Raw genomic sequence first — 17,356 nt, forward strand, 5'->3', positions numbered from 1 at the left:
AGTTGCCCCCCTTCCCCCTTGCCCAGCCCCCTACGGTGACGGTCCGTCATTCGGCCGTCCCCAGGGGGCTCTCGCATGTCTGTCATGACCTGGCACGTCTCACCGCAACGCGCCGCAGACCTGATCGGCGATCCGGTCACCGGTGCCGCGTACGCGTGGTTCCCCCGTGAGTGTGTGGATGCCCTGGCGTGCTCGGGGCGGAGGGCGGCCCGGTGATGGCACCGACGCGGCAGCGGACCGCGTATCAGCCCCCGGAGCGCGCGTATCTGGCGTACCTCGGGCACACCCTGGCATGCGCCACCTGCCGTACGGGGGTGCCGTGCGCGACCGCCGTACGGCTCGGGCGCACCTGGAAGAAGGTACGCCGATGAACACGCCCATCGGGTACGGGTACTGCTGGGCCGAGACCCCCGGCACGTACGCCCGGTGCACCCAGCCCCCCGGCCACACCGGCCCCCACTACGACTGGCGCGCCCCCAGCGAGCACAGGGAATGGCCGAACACCCCGGACAGCGCGGACCGCACCGGGAGGGACTCCGAGTGAAGTGCCACCACAGCGGCGGCGTCCACGACTTCGCGATCCAGACCGACAGCATGGCCCGGTGCCCCGAACACGGAATCACCCTCCTGTGGCACGGCGAACCGATCACGAACACCGAACTGGCCGAAGCCGCAGCCGCCGGGGCCCGGCTCGATGACATGCTGGCCCTGGCCGAGCAACTCCGCGGCGACACCCACAGCACCCCCTGCCGCGCGGCACGGCAACCCCACCTCGCCGACGCGCATGACCACTGCCGGCTCCTGGACTGCGCGTGCGTCTGCCATATCCGCGACGGCACCGCCCGACCTGTGGGGACGCCGATTTGCCGCCCCTGAACCCCCATCGGCGGCCCACCACCTGAACGGAACCACCATGCACAGCAGCCTGATCCCCACCCCGCCCGCGAGCGACGAAGGCGGGCAGGGATGTGCCGGATGCGGCACCGCGAAGGGCGTCTGCCGCGACCCGAACCGGCACGGACTCAGATGACGGACTCTGCTCCTCCCGGACCAAGGGGAGGAGGAGCCGAGGTGTGGTGCTGCGGTGCCGCCCGTCGTCGTTACCGGCTTCTCAGCGGACGCCCAGTGCGACGATCTGGGTGGCCTCCTCCTGGGAGAAGTTGTCGTCGCTGACCAGCAGCAGGGTCCGTTCGCCACCCGGCAGGTCCGGACCCCAGGTCATGCCCTCGGTGTTCTCGATCGTGGGCAGGCCCAGGTCATGGAAGTCCGCGACCAGCTTCTTGCGCATCGGCAGGACCCTCTGCCCGGCCAGCGAGTCCATCTTCTGCACCTCGGTCGCGCCACGGGTGGTGGCGTCGAAGATGCGGATCTTGTAACCCGCGCCCGCCACCCAGGTGCGTTCCAGTACGAGGTAGCGGCTGGGGTCGTCGGGGAAGGCGAGGATCGAGGGCACGCCGGTGTCCGGGGCCCACGGGCTGGACGGGTCGGACGCGGTGAAGATCTTCTCCAAGGGGTAGGCGAACTGCCCGAGCACGTCGCCCTTGCGGTTCTGCTGGGTGACGCGGACCAGGGCGCCGCGTTCCAGATCGGGCTCCGGACCGTCCTGGAGCAGCGGACCCTCGACGGCGCTGGTGAGCACGCTGCTCCTGGCTCCGAACGTGATCGCTTCCACCGCCTTGTTCCGCCGCAGGCCCCGATCGCCCAGGGTGAACTCGTAGTTGGGCGGCAGACGGAGTTGGCCGCGATAGGCGCCGGTGCGGTTGGCGAACTGGATCGACGGCTGGATCACCGGGGCGCTCGCCGAGCTCGGCCGGTCGCCCTCCTGGGCCCACCAGTACCGGCAGCTCCGCGGGTCCACCCGTAGCTCTTCGGGGTCCACGGCCTTGCCGTCGTTGAGGCTCGGCGGCGGGTAGACCGAGCCGTCCGGCTGAAGGAACGGGTGGGTGCCGGTGAAGTCGACGGAGTGCACTCCGGCGCGGTCCACGTCGATCCTGGCGGTGTAGAAGCGGGCGGGCTGGAGGTACGAACGGTCGTCGCTGACCATGACGTACTCGCCCGTGCACGGATTCCGGTCGATGCCGGACAGACCGCCGACCGTCGTGTCCCGGAAGGCGAGCTTGTGCGGAACGGTCTTCTCGCCCAGCAGACGGACCTGCGCCCCGATGGCGGACCGTGCGGCGGTGCCGGACCGTGCGGTGGTGCCATCCGACTGGGCGGCCACCGCGGGAGGTGTGACCGTCGCCAGCACCAGGGCCGCGGCACACGCGCGGCGGATCAAGGAAGCTCTCATGCATTTGATCTTGTCCCGTCATGCGCATCGAGCGCAGTCACCCATGCGTGTGAATGACCCCCGCGGCGGGACGAACGGTTGTTCTCAGCGAGCGGCCGTCGGCATGCCCACCCGGCTCACCGGGCATAGCGCACGGTCCCCCTGTCGGGCCGTCAGCGACGGCGTGCGCACCGCCCCCTCAGGACGAGTCCCGTACCAGACGGCGTGCGCACGGCACCCTCAGGACGAGTCCCGTACCACCAGTTCCGTCGGCAGCACGATCCTCGGGCGTTCCTCCGAGCGGCCCGCGATCTCGTCCAGGAGGACCCTGGCCATCGTGCGGCCCATCTCCTCGATCGGCTGGCGGACGCTGGTGAGGGCCGGGTCCATGTGGCGGGCGACGACCGAGTCGTCGAAGCCGACCAGGGCGACGTCGTCGGGGATGCGGCGCCCGGCCTCGCGCAGGACCTGGCGGGCGCCCGCGGCCATCACGTCGGAGGCGGCGAAGACCGCGTCGAGGTCGGGGCGGCGGTCCAGGAGTTCGCGCATCGCACGGGCGCCGCCCTCCTCGGTGAAGTCGGCGGGGGCGATGAGGCGTTCGTCGGGGGCCAGCCCCGCCGCGGCGACGGCCGCGCGGTAGCCGTCGAGGCGGCGCTGGGCGCCGTAGACCTCCAGGCGTCCGGTGATGGTGGCGACGGAGCGGCGGCCCCGGGAGACCAGGTGGTCGACGGCGGCCCGCGCGCCCTCGAAGTTGTCGGAGTCCACCGAGGCGAGGGGTTCGGCGGCGCTGCGGCGGCCGCTGATCACGGAGGGCATCCCGAGCTGTTCGAGCAGGTCGGGCAGTGGGTCGTCGGCGTGCACGGAGACCAGCAGGACACCGTCGACGCGGTGGGCGGTCAGGTACTGGGCGAGCCGGCGGCGCTCCCGGTCGTTGCCCACGAGGGTGAGCAGCAGCTGCATCTCGGTGTCGGCGAGCGCGGCGCCGACACCGCGCACGATGTCGGAGAAGTACGGCTCGGCGAAGAAGCGGGTCTCGGGTTCGGGGACGACCAGGGCGATGGCGTCGGTGCGGTTGCCGGCCAGCGCCCTGGCGGCCCGGTTGGGTACGTAGCCCAGCTCGGCGACCGCCGCCTGGACCGCCTCGCGGGTCTGCGCGCTGACCCGTGGCGAGCCGTTGATGACGCGGGAGGCGGTGCCCCGGCCGACTCCCGCCCGTGCCGCCACTTCTTCGAGCGTGGGCCGCCCGCCGCTCCGTACTCGCGCTGCCGCCATGGCTGCCTCCCCGTTCCCGGTCAATTTCTCACAGCCGCAAAGTCAATCCAAGTCTCGGATGTTCCGTCCCGGCGGGGGCCGGGCCGTGCGGCTTGGGAGCGCTCCCAGAAGAGCCGAGTCTACGGGCAGGCGGCCGGGAACGGTGATCGTCGCCGGGGTTCCGCACCCGCGCGAAAGCCGGGAGACCCCGTCCGGTGGGGCGGGGTCTCCCGGCTTCGTGGTGCCGCGGCGGTCAGGCGTGCGCGTCCGGCACCGGCGGCAGCGCGTGGCGGCGGATCACGTCGGCGTACCAGTGGGCGCTCGCCTTGGGAGTGCGCAGCTGGGACGCGTAGTCGACGTACACCGCGCCGAAGCGCTTCGAGTACCCGTACGCCCACTCGAAGTTGTCCATGAGCGACCAGAGGAAGTAGCCCCGTACGTCCGCCCCGTCGGCCACGGCCCGCTGTACGGCGTCCAGATGGCCGCGCAGGTAGGCGATCCGCTCGGGGTCCTCGACCGTGCCCTCGGGGGTCACGTAGTCGTCGAACGCGGCGCCGTTCTCCGTGACCATCAGGGGCAGGCCCGGGTGGTCACGGGTGACGTCGAGGAGCAGGTCGTACAGTCCGTCGGGGTCCACCGACCAGTTCATCGCCGTACGCGGCCTGCCCTCGGCGAGGTGGAAGGCGACGTGCTCGGAGCCGGGCCACGGGGAGTGGTCGCTGTTGCCGTGGCCGTCGTTGCGGGTGTCCCCCGCTCCGGAGGCGGGCGTGGAGACGATCGTCGGCGTGTAGTAGTTGACGCCGAGTACGTCGACGGGGCGGGAGATCACCGGCAGGTCGCTGTCCCGGACGAGCGTGGACCAGTCGACCAGGTGCGCGGTGTCGGCGATCAGGTCCTCGGGGTACTCGCCCCGCAGCATCGGGCCGGTGAAGACCCGGTTGCCCACGGCGTCGATCCGGCGGGCAGCGTCCGCGTCCTCGGCGCTCGTGGTCAGCGGGCGGACCTGGTGGAGGTTGAGGGTGACCGAGATCTGCGCGGCGGCGGGGAGCCGGTCGCGCAGGACCTCGACCGCCCGGCCGTGGGCGAGGTTGAGGTGGTGGGCGGCCCGCAGCGCGGCGGCCGGTTCGGTGCGGCCGGGGGCGTGCACCCCGGAGCCGTACCCCAGGAAGGCCGAGCACCAGGGCTCGTTGAGCGTGGTCCACATGCCGACCCGGTCGCCGAGCGCACCGGCCATGATGGCGGCGTAGTCGGCGAAGCGTTCGGCGGTGGCGCGCTCGGGCCAGCCGCCCGCGTCCTCCAGCTCCTGCGGGAGGTCCCAGTGGTAGAGCGTGGCGACGGGGGTGATGCCCGCCGTCAGCAGCTCGTCGACGAGCTTGCGGTAGAAGTCCAGGCCGCGCTCGACGGCGGGGCCGCGGCCGGTGGGCTGGACGCGGGACCAGGAGACGGAGAAGCGGTACGCCTTGAGCCCGAGCCGCTTCATCAGCGCGACGTCGTCGCCGTAGCGGTGGTAGTGGTCGGCGGCGATGTCGCCGGTGTCGCCGTTGCGGACCTTGCCGGGGGTGCGGCTGAAGGTGTCCCAGATGGAGGGGGTGCGGCCGTCCTCGGCGGCGGCGCCCTCCACCTGGTAGGCGGCGGTCGCGGCGCCCCAGACGAAGCCCGCCGGGAAGAGGGGCGCTCCGGGTTCCCCGTGCGGGACGGTGGCGGCAGTGGGCGTGAGGGTGGCGTCAGGTCGTACGGCAGTCATGCGGGAGCGCTCCCAGGGGGTGGGTGGGGCAGGGGCAGGGGCAGAACGGTGGTGGGCGGGTGTCACCCCTTGACCGCGCCGGACATGATCCCTCCGACGATCTTCTTCCCGAAGAGGACGAACACCACGAGCAGCGGCAGCGTGCTGATCAGCGCGCCCGCCATGACGATGCTCTGGTCAGGGGTGTAGGAGGCGCTGAGCTGCCCCAGCGCGACCTGGAGGGTCGGGTTCTGCTGGTTCAGCGCGAGGTAGGGCCAGAAGAAGTCGTTCCATGCCTGGACGAACGTGAGCATGCCCAGCACCATCATCGCCGGGCGGGCCACCGGGAGGACCACGCTCACCACGATGCGGAGGTTGTTCGCCCCGTCGATCTTGGCCGCCTCGATGAGTTCGTACGGCAGTGCCTCGATCAGGTACTGACGCATGAAGAACACGCCGAAGGCGCTCACCAGGGTCGGGAAGATCACCGACTCCAGCTGTCCGCCCCAGCCGAGGTCGGACATCATCATGAACAGCGGGACGACGCTGAGCTGCGGCGGGATCGTCAGCGTGGCGATGACCGCGGTCATCAGCCAGCCGCGGCCGCGGAAGCGCATCTTGGCGAAGGCGTAGCCGGCCAGCGTGCAGAAGAACAGCGTCGCCGCGGTGATCGACGCGGAGACGACGATGCTGTTGACGATCGCCTTGCCGAGGTTCGCCTGCTCCCAGGCCGTCCGCAGATTGTCGAACAGCCGCCCGCCGGGCAGGAACGGCGGGGTACTGGCGAGGACTTCGTCCTGGGTGCGGGACGCCGCCACGAGCGTCCAGTAGAGCGGCAGCAGCGAACCGATACCGACGACGATCAGCGCGGCATAGGCGAACGGGCCGCCCTTCATCTGCTGGCCCGCGCCCATCCGGAAGCGGCTCCTACGCTGCGGTGTCCGGCGTTCGGGCTTCGGCGGGAGGGCCTGCGGGGCTTGGGTGGGGCTGGTCATGGTCATGGAATTCGCTCCCGGTCAGGCCGCTGAGGTGCGTGTGAAGCGGCCGATGAGCCAGTTGACCGCGGCGATGATGAGCAGGAGGGCGAGCATCGCCCAGGCCACTGCGGCGGCCGGGCCCAGATGCCCGAGATTCCAGCCGTAGTTGTAGAGGTAGACGCTGAGCGTCTCGTACTGATTCTCATTGCCGCCGGTGGCGCCGAGCGCGCCGCCCTCCAGGAGCAGCGGCTCGCCGAACAGCTGCATCGAGCCGATGGTCGAGATGACGATCGTGAAGAGGATCGTCGGCCGCAGCGAGGGGATGGTCACCTTGCGGAACTGCTGCCAGCGCGACGCGCCGTCGAGCGAGGCGGCCTCGTACAGGTCGTTCGGCACGGCCTGCATGGCGGCCAGGTAGATCAGGGCGTTGTACCCCGTCCAGCGCCAGATCACGATCACGGAGATGGCGATCTTCGACGTCCAGTGCCCGTTGGCCCAGTTGGTGTCACCGAAGCCGACGAAGTGGAGTGCCCAGTTCAGCAGGCCGCCGTCGGCGCGGAAGACCAGCGCGAAGACGAGGGCGGCCGAGGCCACCGAGGTGGCGTACGGCGTCAGGATGATGGTGCGCCAGAACGTACTGGCCCGCAGCCTGTAGTTCAGCAGATGGGCCAGGCCCAGCGCGACGAGCAGCTGCGGAACGGTCGAGATGACCCCGATCAGGAAGGTGTTGCTGACCGCCGTCCAGAACTCGGAGTCGTGCAGGATACGGTCGAAGTTCCCCCAGCCGACCCACTCCATCCGATCCAGGCCGGTCATCTCCACCCGGTGCAGGGCTATCCAGCCGGTGTAGATGAGCGGGTAGAGCCCGAAGGCGGCGAAGACGAGGAAGAACGGCGCGATGTACGCGTACGGGGACGCCTTGTCGTCGAACCGCCACAGCCGACTGCGCCACAACTGACGTCGGGCGGCCCGCTGTTCACGTTGGGGATCACCGGGTGGCGGGGCGTACGCGTCCCGGGTGGAGGTCGAGGTTGCCACGGGCGGGAGTCCTTCCCTGGGGTGCGCCGGCAGGACGACGCGGTGAGCGGCCGGACCGGAGGCGGAGTCGGGGTGGGGATGAGGGCGGTTTCGCCAAAAGCGCCGGTGCGGGCGGCGGACGGCCGCCCGCACCGGCGGCGGTTCAGCCGATCGCCTTGTCGATGGCCTTGGTCGCCGCGTCCCAGGCGTCGTCGGGGCTGGTCCCGCGCTGCTCCATGTTGTTGATCTGGGTGGAGATGGAGTCCTTGATCACGCCGTCCTTCGGGCCGATGACCGCCTCGGGGATGGACGTCGCCTCAGCCGCGTAGATCTGCCCGATCGGGGCGTTGTTGAAGTACGGGAGGGTCGCGTTCTTCACGTCGGGCAGCTCGTACGCGCCCTTGTTGGACGGGAAGACACCGATCGCCTTGAAGACGGCGGCCTGCTGCTCGGGGGCGGTCAGCCACTTGACGAGCTTCATGGCCTCGTCCACGTTCTTGCCGGACTTCGGTACGGAGAGGAAGGAGCCGCCCCAGTTGGCGGCGGTCGCACCGGGGGCGGTGGTGATGTCCCACTTGCCCTTGTTGGCGTCACCGGCGTACGTCGAGATCTGACCGGCCATCCACGCGGGGCACACCACCGTCGCGATGGTGCCCTTGCGCAGGGCGGCCTGCCACGGGTCCTCGAACTGCGCGAGGCCCTGGGTCAGCTTCTTCGACGCGGCCTCGGCGGCCAGGTCCCAGCCCTGCTTGACGCTGGGGCTGTCCTGGTAGATCGGCTTGCCGCTCTCGTCGTAGTACTGCTTCGCGTTCGAGCTGACCACGGCGTTGAACATCGCGCTCGCGGAGTCCATGAAGTACGTGCCCTTGGGCGCCTTCTTCTTGAACTCCTCACCGAGCGCGAGGAAGTCCTCCCAGCCCCCGGCGGTCCGCTTGGCGACCTCGGCGCGGTCGGTCGGCAGACCGGCCTTGCCGAACAGCTCGGTGTTGTAGCAGAGGGACATCGGGCCGATGTCGGTCCCCGCGCCGATCACCGCACCGCTGGGGGCCGTGGCCTGCTTCTCCTTCCACGACACCCACTCGTCGACGTCTATCACCTTGCCGAGGTCGGCGAACGCGTCCGCCTTGGTGTCGACGATCTCCTTGATCCGGCCGACCTCGATCCCCTGGACGTCCGCCAGCCCACTGCCCGAGTTCAGCTGCTGAAGCAGCTTGGGGTAGTAGTTCTTCTCCTCGGCGGTGGTGTCCTCCTTGACGGTGATCTTCGGGTTGAGCTCGTGGTACTTCTCGAAGAGCCCGGCCTCCTTGTACCCGAACTGCCCGAAGTCGGCGACGGTCAGCGTGATGTTGCCGTCGGCATCGGCTCCGCCGCCGGAGTCCGAGGAGTCGCTGCACGCGGTGAGCAAGAGGGCGGAGACCGTCAGGCCCGTGGTGGCCACGATCGCGGTTCTACGGCGTCGACCGGCAACGCTGCGGGTGATGCGCATTCCACTACTCCTTGTTCCGGGGTGGGACTGGCGCCGCTCCGCGGGGCCCGGGGAGCGGCGCGGGACGACGACAGGTGGTACGGGGCGGAGGCACGGGCAGTGCCATGCGCACGAGATTCCCGTGCGTTGTGGGAGCGCTCCCATGCGCCGATGTCGGAAGGTTGCTGCCTCAAGGGGGTGAGTGTCAAGAGTTGAAGACGTTTCCGTTGCCCGAGCGTGTCCATCACGTCACGGGAACGTGCCCGCACGACATCTTGCGCCCCCGGCCGGGCTTCTGATCGCCCGTCCGCCCATGGGTTCATGTGTGCAGGTCAGGCGCCCGCAGAGCAGCGAGATCCACCCCCGGCGGCGACGGAGATCATCCCCGAGCGCCCCGGCCGGTCGACCGTCCGGCACTGCCCCACGGGAAGGCGGACGGCGCGACACGGCCGCCGGAAGGTGAACGAGCCGGGGCGCCGAGCACCCCACCCGGGCCGGTTCCGCGTTCTTTCCCCGAAGACCCGCCCCTCGGCCGCCCCCTCGGCCACCCTCTCGACCAACCCCCGGCCGACTCCTGACCACCCCCGGCCGACTCCTGACCACCCCTCGGCCACCCCCTCGGCCACCCGGGGAAAACCCGCGAGCGCGGGGCCCGCGCAGTGAAGTGCCTTCACACCCAACTGCTGCTAATTTCACCCTTATGTCCTTTTTGATCACCTACTCCCCGCTGGGCGGGTGAGACGCGATGGGTGTCATCCGTGACCACCCCGAACTGGCGCTCTTCCTCTGTCTTGCCGCCGGATACCTGGTCGGCAAGCTCCGCGTCGGCCCGATCACCCTCGGCGGCATCTGCGGGACGCTGATCGTCTCGCTGGTGCTCGGCACCCGGCACATCAGCGTCAACGACGACGTCAAGACCGTCTTCTTCGCGCTGTTCATCTTCTCGCTCGGCTACATGGCGGGCCCTCAGTTCTTCGCCAACCTCAACCGCAGGAGCCTGCGCTTCTTCGCGCTCTGCCTGATCGAGCTGGTCTGTGTCCTCGGCATCGCCTATGGCCTGGCCAAGGGGTTCGACCTGGACGTCGGCACCGCCGCCGGCATCCTGGCGGGCGCGGCGACCGAGTCGGCGGTCGTGGGTACGGCGACCGAGGCCATCGGCAAGCTCAGCGGGCTGAGCGCCGATCAGATCTCCCAGTACCAGGGACATGTCGCCACCGCGTACACGGTCTGCTATCTGTTCGGCCTGATCACCATCGTGCTCTTCACCAGCCAGGTCATGCCGATGCTGCTGCGGATCAACCTGGCGGACGCCTCGCGCGAACTCTGGGAGAAGATGCGCGGCGGAGCGGCCGGACTGGAGTCCGACGAGCGCGAGGCGCTGCCCGGCACGGTCGGCCGCACCTATCTCGTGACCCTGGCCGACGGGCGCACCATCGGGGAGCTGGAGACCGCGCTCGGCGGCCGGATCACGGTCGAGGGCGTCAAGCGCGGCAGCAAACTGCTGACGCCCGACGCCGGTCTGGAACTGACGCTCAGCGACCTGGTCCAGGTCGTCGGGCGGCGCGCGGCCATCATCGAGGCGGGCCGGGAGATCGGCCCCGAGACCCCCGCCATTCCGGGCCTCGACACCCCGCTGGCCACCAAGCAGGTCGCCGTCACCGAGAAGGCCACCCACGGCCGGACCATCGACCAGCTGGAGAAGAACCATCCCGAATTCCGCGCGGACGGGGTCTACATCACCGAGGTCGTGCGCAACGACCAGCAGTTGCCCGCCTCGGGCCGCACCACGCTCTACCGCGGTGATGTGCTGACCCTGGTCGGTGCGCGCGGCGGGCTGAACAAGCTGGTCGCGAAGATCGGCGCCGTGGTCAAGAACGACACGACCGACTTCATCTACCTCGGGTTCGGCATCGTGGCGGGCTCCCTGCTGGGCCAGATCGTCGTCAACGCCGGTGATATCCCCATGTCGCTCGGCACCGGAGGCGGCTGTCTGATCTCCGGCCTGATCTTCGGCTGGTTCCGTTCCCGCAAGCAGACCTTCGGCGCCTTCCCGCCACAGGCCGCGAGCACGCTCAAGGACCTGGGCCTGGCGGTCTTCATCGCCTGCACGGGACTGACCGCCGGACCGCAGGCATGGCCGCTGCTCAAGGAGTACGGGGCGCTGCTGCCGTTCGCGGGCATCGCCATGGTGCTGGTCCCGGCGACGATCTCGCTGATCGTCGGCCGCAAGCTGCTGAAGATCGAGAAACCGCTGCTCATCGGTGCCATCGCCGGACAGCAGTGCTCCACCCCCGCGATCACCTCCATCACCCAGGTGGCCCAGAGCTCCGTACCGCTGCTCGGCTACACGATCACGTACACGCTGTCGAACTTCCTGCTGCCGCTCACCGGGCCGATCCTCGTCGGCGTCCTAGGAGCCTGATGTGATCGATTTCCTCAACCGGAACATCTTCCAGCCCCATCCCGAACTGCTCGTCTTCATCGTCATCGCGCTCGGCTTCCTGCTCGGCAAGGTCCGGTACAAGGCGATCGCGCTCGGCGCGGTGACGGGCTGTCTGGTCGCCGGACTGGTGCTCGGCGCCCAGTTCAAGGTGCAGATCGACGACACGGTGAAGAACCTCTTCTTCATCATGTTCCTGTTCGCCCTGGGCTACCGGGTCGGCCCGCAGTTCTTCCGCGGCCTCAAGAAGGACGGCCTGCCCCAGGTCGTCAACGCCGTCGTCGTCTGCGTCACCGGGCTGCTGGTCTCCTGGCTGTTCGCCTCGCTGCTCGGTTACGGTCCCGGGCTGGGGGCCGGTCTGATGAGCGGGGCGCTCACGCAGTCGGCCGCCATCGGTGTCGCCCAGGACGCCATCGGCACGCTGCCCGGCCTCTCCTCCGCCGAGGTGAAGACCCAGGAGAACCTGGTGGCCGTCGGGTACGCGGTGACGTATCCGCTCGGCACGATCCTGTGCGCGATGCTGCTGGCCAATGTGCTGCCCCGGCTGTACCGCAGGAACCTCGCCACCGAGAGCGCCGAGCTCGCCGCCGAGCTGGACGCCCCGAACGAGAGTCCCGACGAGGGCGAGGGCTACTACGAGGTGGTGCTGCGCGCGTACACCGTCCAGCGCCCCGACCTCGTCGGCCGCACCGTCGAGGACTTCGAGAACCAGCAGAAGGAACTCGGCCGGCGCGTCTACCTCACCGGTGTCCGCCGCGGCGGCACGGTGCTGGAGCACGACCAGGAACGGGCCCTGGCGCTCGGCGACACCGTCGCGGTCAGCGCCCTGCGCCACGACCTGGTCGACTTCGACGCCCGTACGCACATCGGCGCCGAGGCCGACGACGTCGAACTGCTGGGCTACCGCACCGAGACGCTGCACGTCGTCGCCTCGGAGAAGGCCCAGCTCGGCCGGACCATCGAGGAGCTGCGGCGCGAGCCGTTCATGGTCGGCGTCTACATCGACAAGCTGTACCGGGCCGGCGCCGAATTCCCCTACCGGCTGTCCACGAAGCTGGAGCGCGGCGACACGGTGATCCTCACCGGTCCCGAACGGCTCGTCGGCCCGGCGGGCAGGGAGATCGGCAAGCCCGTCCCGACGAGCTTCGCCACCGACATGATCTGGGTCGGCCTCGGCATCTTCCTCGGCGGCTGTCTCGGCATCCCGGCGCTGACAGCGGGCGGGGTGCCGATCTCGCTGTCCACCTCGGGCGGCGGCCTGATCATGGGTCTGGTCTTCGGCTGGATCCGCGGCAAGTACCCGACGTACGGCAATGTGCCGCCCGGCGCCCAGTGGTTCATGGACACGCTCGGGCTGTGCCTCTTCGTCGCGGTGGTCGGCATCAACGCCGGGCCGAGCTTCACCAGCGGACTGTCCACGGCCGGCTGGGGGCTGCTCGTCCTCGGGGCGGTCGCCACCGTCGTACCGCTGATCGTCGGCTTCCTGTTCGGGCACTACGTCCAGAAGATCCGGTTCCCGATCCTGATGGGTGTGCTGGCCGGTGGCCAGACCACCACGGCCGCGATCGGCGCCGTCAACGAAACCTCGAAGTCACAGATCCCCACGCTCGGCTACACCATCCCCTACGCCGTCGGCAACGTCCTGCTGACCGTGTGGGGCGCCGTGATCGTCATCCTCAACCACTGAAACGCACGGGAGCGGAGACCACCATGCCCAAGACCACCCTCAGCCGCGAAGAGATCCGTTCCTTCGCCCGGCTCAGCCCGTTCGAGCTGAAGGACAAGTTCATCACGATCGCCCAGTCGGCGCAGAGCGACAAGCCCGGACAGAAGGGCAGGACGACGCGGGCCATGCTCAACGCGGGCCGCGGCAACCCGAACTGGGTGGCCACCGGCCCCCGCGAGGCGTACCACGCGCTCGGCTACTTCGCGATCTCCGAGTCCCGCCGGGTGTGGACGGCCGACAACCTGGGCGGCATGCCGGAGGAGGTCGGCTGCGCGGAGCGCTTCGAGCACTTCATCCGTACGCACCCGGAGCTGCCCGGCATCGAGCTGCTCAAGGCGAGCGTGGATCTGGCGGTCAAGCGGTTCGGCTTCGACCCCGATGCCTTCGTCCACGAGCTGGCGGACTCCTCGATCGGCGACAACTACCCGGTGCCCGGCCGGATTCTGCATCACACCGAGCAGATCGTGCGCGGGTACGTCGCGGACGAGATGTTCGACCACCGGCCGCCCGCCGGACAGAACCTGAGCCTGTTCGCCACCGAGGGCGGTACGGCGGCGATGTGCTACATCTTCGACTCGCTGCTGAAGAACGGGATTCTGAAGAAGGGTGACCGGATCGCCCTGATGGTCCCGGTGTTCACCCCGTACCTGGAGATCCCGGAGCTGGACACGTACGACTTCGACGTGGTCCGTGTCGAGGCCAGTCTGTTCACGGAGACCGGGGTGCGGCAGTGGCGCTACCCGGAGGAGGAGATCGCCAAGCTCGCCGACCCGACGGTGAAGATGGTCTGCTGCGTCAATCCCAGCAATCCGCCCTCGCTGGCGCTCTCCACGAGGGTCTCCGAGCAGATCATGTCGATCGTCGCCGAGCAGAACCCGAATCTGATCATCGTGACCGACGATGTGTACGGCACCTTCGTGGAGGGCTTCCGCTCGCTCGCCGCCGATCTGCCGCGCAACACGATCCTCGTGTACTCCTACTCCAAGCACTACGGCGCCACGGGCTGGCGGCTCGGGGTGATCGGGCTGCACGACGACAACGTGATCGACGCGATGCTGGCGGCGCAGGGCCCGGACGAGAAGGCCCGGCTGAACGAGCGGTACGGGACGCTGTCGCTGGAGCCGGAGAAGATCACGTTCATCGACCGGCTGGTCGCGGACTCCCGGCAGGTGGCGCTGAACCACACCGCCGGGCTGTCGCTCCCCCACCAGGTGATGATGTCGCTCTTCTCGCTCTTCGACATGCTGGACGAGGGCCAGGCGTACAAGCACCGCATCCGTGCCATCGTGCGTCAGCGCCTGGAACTCCTGCTGGAGGGCGTCCACATGAAGATCTCCGAGGATCCCAAGCGGGCCGCGTACTACATCGAACTGGACCTGCTCGCGGAGGCCGAACGCGTCCACGGGAAGCCGTTCGCCGACTTCCTGGAGAAGAACTACGAACCGGTCGACCCGCTGTTCCGGCTGGCCGAGCAGACCTCGGTGGTGCTGCTGAACGGTGGCGGCTTCGACGGGCCGGAGTGGTCGGTACGGGTGTCGCTGGCCAACCTGGACGACCTGGACTACCTGAAGATCGGCCACCATCTGCGGGCGATCTTCGACGAGTACGCGCAGGAGTGGCAGGGGCGGTAGGCCCCCGGTCCAGGTGCTGCGGGGCGCCGGGTCAGGCGCCCCGCAGCATACCGAGAGTGGCCTCCAGCTCGGCCCTGGCGGTCCGTGCCGCCTCCTGCGCGTCGCCCGCGACCACGGCCCGGACGAGGGCGGCGTGAGTGTCCTCGCCGTGGCCGGGGTGGGCGGTGCGCAGGTCCAGCAGATCGACGAGGTCGATCAGGCCCTGGCGCAGGGCGGGGGCGAACTCCGCGAAGAGATCGGTGAGTACGGGGTTGTGGGCGGCGGCCACGACCGCCCGGTGCAGGGCGATGTCCGCGTCGACGAACTCCGCGTCCCCCCAGCTGCTCGCCGCCCGGCGGGCCGCCATCGCCCCGTCCAGGGCGACGAGGTCGTCCTCGGTGCGGCGCTCGGCGGCGAGCCGGGCCGCCTCGACCTCGACGATCATCCGGACCTCGTAGACATCGGTGACCGCGGCCCGGCGCAGCCGCGTGGGCCAGTCCTCGTGCGGACGGTCGGCGATGACGAAGACCCCGGCGCCCTGCCGGGCCTGGACCAGCCCGGTCGCGGCCAGGGCGCGCACGGCCTCGCGGACCGTGGAGCGGCCGACCCCGAGGGTCTTGGCCAGGGTGGTCTCGCCGGGGATCTTCGTGCCGACCGGCCACTGTCCGCCGGTGATCTGCTCGCGCAGGTGGTCCGTGGCCTGTTCGACGAGGGGACTGGGGCGGAGCGGGCCGAGGGGACGGCCGAGCGGACCGGGCGAGGACACGGGTTTCACCTGTCAGGTTGTCTGAGGACTTGTTCGGTGGCTACTGTACCGGCATGACGCTCAGCGGTCTCCTTCTTCTCGGCTGCCGCGGCGGGGCCTGAAGCGACCGGCACCCCGCCGCGGGGTGCCGTGCTGCGCCGGTCGCGTCCGGCGACCCGAGAAGAGACCGTTTCCATGTCCGACGTCATGCCCGGCTTTCTGCCCGACTCCACCTCCGGCGTCATGTCCGGCCCCGCCTCCGGCTCCACGTCCTCGACGCACGGCTTCCCCACCCTCCGTACGCCGCGCGGCCCCGTCCCGGCCGGTGCGCCCGCCTGGAACCCGCAGCGCGCCAGCGAGATGCCCTCGCACCGCTACCGCTCCGCCTTCGACCGCGTCGAACTGCCCCTGACCGGCCGTCGCTGGCCCGACGCCCGGATCGAGCAGGCTCCCCTGTGGGTGCCGGTCGACCTGCGGGACGGCAACCAGGCGCTGGCCGAACCGATGGACACCCCGCGCAAGCGCCGGATGTTCGACCTGCTGGTGACGATGGGGTTCAAGGAGATCGAGGTCGGCTACCCCTCCGCGAGCCGGACGGACTTCGACTTCGTACGGCATCTGGTGGAGAGCGGGGCGGTGCCCGGCGATGTCACCCCCGTCGTCTTCACCCCGGCCAGGGCCGACCTGATCGAGCGGACCTTCGCGTCCGTGGCGGGGATGGACCGCGCGGTCGTGCACCTCTACATCCCGACGGCGCCGGTCTGGCGCGAGGTGGTGCTGGGCCGCAGCCGGGCCGAGGTGCACGGGGTGATCCGGGAGGCGGCGACACAGATGGCGCGGCTCGCGGCGGCGGCACCGGACACGGACATCCGGTTCGAGTTCTCCCCCGAGGTCTTCATCCTCACCGAGCCGGACTTCATCCTGGAGATCTGCGACAGCCTGACCGAGCTGTGGGACGCCTCCCCCGACCGGCCGGTGATCCACAACCTCCCGGCCACGGTGGAGATCGCGACGCCGAACGTGTACGCGGACCAGATCGAGTACATGCACCGGAACCTGGCCCGGCGGGACTCGGTGATCCTCTCGGTGCACCCGCACCACGACCGCGGTACGGGGGTGGCCTGCGCCGAACTGGCGGTGCTGGCGGGCGCCCAGCGCGTGGAGGGCTGCCTGTTCGGCAACGGGGAGCGCACGGGCAACGTGGACCTGGTGAACCTCGCGCTGAACCTGCACGCCCAGGGGGTCGACCCGATGATCGACTTCTCCGACATCGACGAGATCCGCCGCACGGTCGAGCACTGCAACCGGCTGCCGGTGCCGCCGCGCCACCCGTACGGCGGCGACCTCGTCTACACCGCGTTCTCCGGTACCCACCAGGACGCCATCAGCAAGGGCCTGGCCCACCAGGAGACGAGCGGTTCCACGCTCTGGTCGGTGCCGTACCTGCCGATCGACCCGGCCGACGTGGGCCGTACTTACGAGGCGGTCATCCGGGTCAACAGCCAGTCCGGCAAGGGCGGCATCGCCCATCTGCTGCACAGCAACTACGGCGTGGACCTGCCGGCCGCGATGCGGGCCGACTTCTCCCGTACGGTGCAGGCGGCCACGGACGACAGCGGGCTGGAGGCCACCCCGAAGGACCTGTGGGAGCTGTTCGGGGCGACGTATCTGACGCCGGGACGGGACGGCGCGGTCGCCCTCACCTCCTGGACGGCGGACCGCGGCCCGACGGGGGAGCACCGCTTCGTCTGCACGCTCCGGACGGACGACGGCCTGCGCGAGGGCGACTACGAGGGCACGGGCAACGGCCCCGTGTCGGCGTTCACGCACGCGCTGGCGGGTGCGGGGATCGAGGTCGAGATCCTCACCTACACGCAGCACGCGACGGGGCGGGGCCAGGGCAGCCCCGCGATGGCGTACGTGGAATGCCTGGTCGGCGGGCGGCGGTACTGGGGCGCGGGCCAGGACACATCCGTGCTGACCGCCTCGGTGACGGCCGTGCTCTCGGCGGTGAACCGGGCGGCCTGAGCGATCCGGAGCCGCGGAGGCGCGCGTCGGCGGGGACGGGGCGCGCACCCCGGCCGGGGTGGGGGGATGGGGACCGGCCGGGGCACGCGGGCGGTGGGTGGCTGC

At 70.1% G+C, this 17,356-nt stretch carries 15 protein-coding genes; 8 read left to right on the forward strand and 7 right to left on the reverse strand.

The genetic code is table 11. The features are described from left to right. The first annotated feature begins 75 nt into the window (after positions 1 to 75). The 4 genes from OG251_RS13545 to OG251_RS13560 are packed head-to-tail and all read left to right on the forward strand — an operon-like array spanning position 76 to position 876. Entirely contained in the window at positions 76 to 216 is a 141-nt protein-coding gene (locus OG251_RS13545) for a hypothetical protein (RefSeq protein WP_326677411.1), read from the forward strand. Next, positions 216 to 371, forward strand: a complete 156-nt coding sequence (locus OG251_RS13550; RefSeq protein ID WP_326677412.1) for a hypothetical protein — start codon at positions 216 to 218, stop codon at positions 369 to 371. The genes OG251_RS13545 and OG251_RS13550 overlap by 1 nt, the downstream gene beginning before the upstream one ends. Further along, a complete protein-coding gene (locus tag OG251_RS13555; RefSeq protein ID WP_326677413.1) occupies positions 368 to 544 on the forward strand; it encodes a hypothetical protein in 177 nt (58 codons plus the stop codon). The genes OG251_RS13550 and OG251_RS13555 overlap by 4 nt, the downstream gene beginning before the upstream one ends. After that, positions 541 to 876, forward strand: coding sequence for a hypothetical protein (locus tag OG251_RS13560; RefSeq protein ID WP_326677414.1), 336 nt, complete (start codon positions 541 to 543; stop codon positions 874 to 876). Before OG251_RS13555 ends, OG251_RS13560 begins: the two co-directional genes overlap by 4 nt. Before the next feature lie 235 nt (positions 877 to 1,111). Here the strand turns inward: OG251_RS13560 and OG251_RS13565 are convergent, their stop codons facing one another. The 6 genes from OG251_RS13565 to OG251_RS13590 form a co-directional block, all read right to left on the reverse strand. Next, positions 1,112 to 2,290: an esterase-like activity of phytase family protein gene (locus tag OG251_RS13565; protein WP_326677415.1), complete on the reverse strand. Its 1,179-nt coding sequence runs from the start codon at positions 2,288 to 2,290 to the stop codon at positions 1,112 to 1,114. A gap of 219 nt (positions 2,291 to 2,509) precedes the next feature. Beyond that, a complete protein-coding gene (locus OG251_RS13570; protein WP_326677416.1) occupies positions 2,510 to 3,541 on the reverse strand; it encodes a LacI family DNA-binding transcriptional regulator in 1,032 nt (343 codons plus the stop codon). A gap of 232 nt (positions 3,542 to 3,773) precedes the next feature. Then, the gene (locus tag OG251_RS13575; protein ID WP_326677417.1) at positions 3,774 to 5,264 is read right to left on the reverse strand and encodes a GH1 family beta-glucosidase; all 1,491 of its coding nucleotides are present in this window, start codon (positions 5,262 to 5,264) and stop codon (positions 3,774 to 3,776) included. Between the two features lie 62 nt (positions 5,265 to 5,326). Next, on the reverse strand, positions 5,327 to 6,244 hold the full coding sequence (locus tag OG251_RS13580; RefSeq protein WP_326677418.1) for a carbohydrate ABC transporter permease: 918 nt from the start codon (positions 6,242 to 6,244) through the stop codon (positions 5,327 to 5,329). Between the two features lie 15 nt (positions 6,245 to 6,259). Then, positions 6,260 to 7,258, reverse strand: coding sequence for a carbohydrate ABC transporter permease (locus OG251_RS13585; protein WP_326677419.1), 999 nt, complete (start codon positions 7,256 to 7,258; stop codon positions 6,260 to 6,262). Between the two features lie 142 nt (positions 7,259 to 7,400). Continuing rightward, positions 7,401 to 8,723, reverse strand: coding sequence for an ABC transporter substrate-binding protein (locus tag OG251_RS13590; RefSeq protein ID WP_326677420.1), 1,323 nt, complete (start codon positions 8,721 to 8,723; stop codon positions 7,401 to 7,403). A gap of 724 nt (positions 8,724 to 9,447) precedes the next feature. On the opposite strand from OG251_RS13590, the gene aspT (OG251_RS13595) reads away from it, so the two are divergent. Genes aspT (OG251_RS13595) through OG251_RS13605 form a run of 3 tightly spaced genes read left to right on the forward strand, consistent with a single transcriptional unit; the run spans position 9,448 to position 14,499 of the window. After that, complete coding sequence (gene aspT / locus OG251_RS13595) at positions 9,448 to 11,124, forward strand: aspartate-alanine antiporter (protein WP_326677421.1); 1,677 nt, start codon at positions 9,448 to 9,450, stop codon at positions 11,122 to 11,124. Position 11,125: 1 nt separating this feature from the next. Next, on the forward strand, positions 11,126 to 12,829 hold the full coding sequence (gene aspT / locus OG251_RS13600; RefSeq protein ID WP_326677422.1) for an aspartate-alanine antiporter: 1,704 nt from the start codon (positions 11,126 to 11,128) through the stop codon (positions 12,827 to 12,829). A gap of 23 nt (positions 12,830 to 12,852) precedes the next feature. After that, entirely contained in the window at positions 12,853 to 14,499 is a 1,647-nt protein-coding gene (locus OG251_RS13605) for a bifunctional aspartate transaminase/aspartate 4-decarboxylase (protein ID WP_326677423.1), read from the forward strand. Between the two features lie 31 nt (positions 14,500 to 14,530). On the opposite strand, the gene OG251_RS13610 is transcribed toward OG251_RS13605, so the two are convergent. Continuing rightward, the gene (locus OG251_RS13610; protein WP_326677424.1) at positions 14,531 to 15,244 is read right to left on the reverse strand and encodes a FadR/GntR family transcriptional regulator; all 714 of its coding nucleotides are present in this window, start codon (positions 15,242 to 15,244) and stop codon (positions 14,531 to 14,533) included. Between the two features lie 222 nt (positions 15,245 to 15,466). Between OG251_RS13610 and leuA the strand changes: the two genes are divergently transcribed. Continuing rightward, positions 15,467 to 17,251 (forward strand): 2-isopropylmalate synthase, encoded by a 1,785-nt coding sequence (leuA, locus tag OG251_RS13615; protein WP_326681249.1) that lies wholly within the window; start codon positions 15,467 to 15,469, stop codon positions 17,249 to 17,251. Positions 17,252 to 17,356 lie beyond the last annotated feature (105 nt).

The organism is Streptomyces sp. NBC_01237, assembly GCF_035917275.1.
Classification (GTDB): Bacteria; Actinomycetota; Actinomycetes; order Streptomycetales; family Streptomycetaceae; genus Streptomyces.

What these genes read in the sequence shown, in the direction of transcription:
- leuA (WP_326681249.1), top strand. Translation starts at nt 15,467, where the DNA reads ATGTCCGGCCCCGCCTCCGGCTCCACGTCCTCGACGCACGGCTTCCCC.
- OG251_RS13570 (WP_326677416.1), bottom strand. Translation starts at nt 3,541, where the DNA reads ATGGCGGCAGCGCGAGTACGGAGCGGCGGGCGGCCCACGCTCGAAGAA.
- OG251_RS13580 (WP_326677418.1), bottom strand. Translation starts at nt 6,244, where the DNA reads ATGACCATGACCAGCCCCACCCAAGCCCCGCAGGCCCTCCCGCCGAAG.
- OG251_RS13545 (WP_326677411.1), top strand. Translation starts at nt 76, where the DNA reads ATGTCTGTCATGACCTGGCACGTCTCACCGCAACGCGCCGCAGACCTG.
- OG251_RS13550 (WP_326677412.1), top strand. Translation starts at nt 216, where the DNA reads ATGGCACCGACGCGGCAGCGGACCGCGTATCAGCCCCCGGAGCGCGCG.
- OG251_RS13565 (WP_326677415.1), bottom strand. Translation starts at nt 2,290, where the DNA reads ATGAGAGCTTCCTTGATCCGCCGCGCGTGTGCCGCGGCCCTGGTGCTG.
- OG251_RS13555 (WP_326677413.1), top strand. Translation starts at nt 368, where the DNA reads ATGAACACGCCCATCGGGTACGGGTACTGCTGGGCCGAGACCCCCGGC.
- OG251_RS13575 (WP_326677417.1), bottom strand. Translation starts at nt 5,264, where the DNA reads ATGACTGCCGTACGACCTGACGCCACCCTCACGCCCACTGCCGCCACC.
- OG251_RS13590 (WP_326677420.1), bottom strand. Translation starts at nt 8,723, where the DNA reads ATGCGCATCACCCGCAGCGTTGCCGGTCGACGCCGTAGAACCGCGATC.
- OG251_RS13605 (WP_326677423.1), top strand. Translation starts at nt 12,853, where the DNA reads ATGCCCAAGACCACCCTCAGCCGCGAAGAGATCCGTTCCTTCGCCCGG.
- aspT (WP_326677421.1), top strand. Translation starts at nt 9,448, where the DNA reads ATGGGTGTCATCCGTGACCACCCCGAACTGGCGCTCTTCCTCTGTCTT.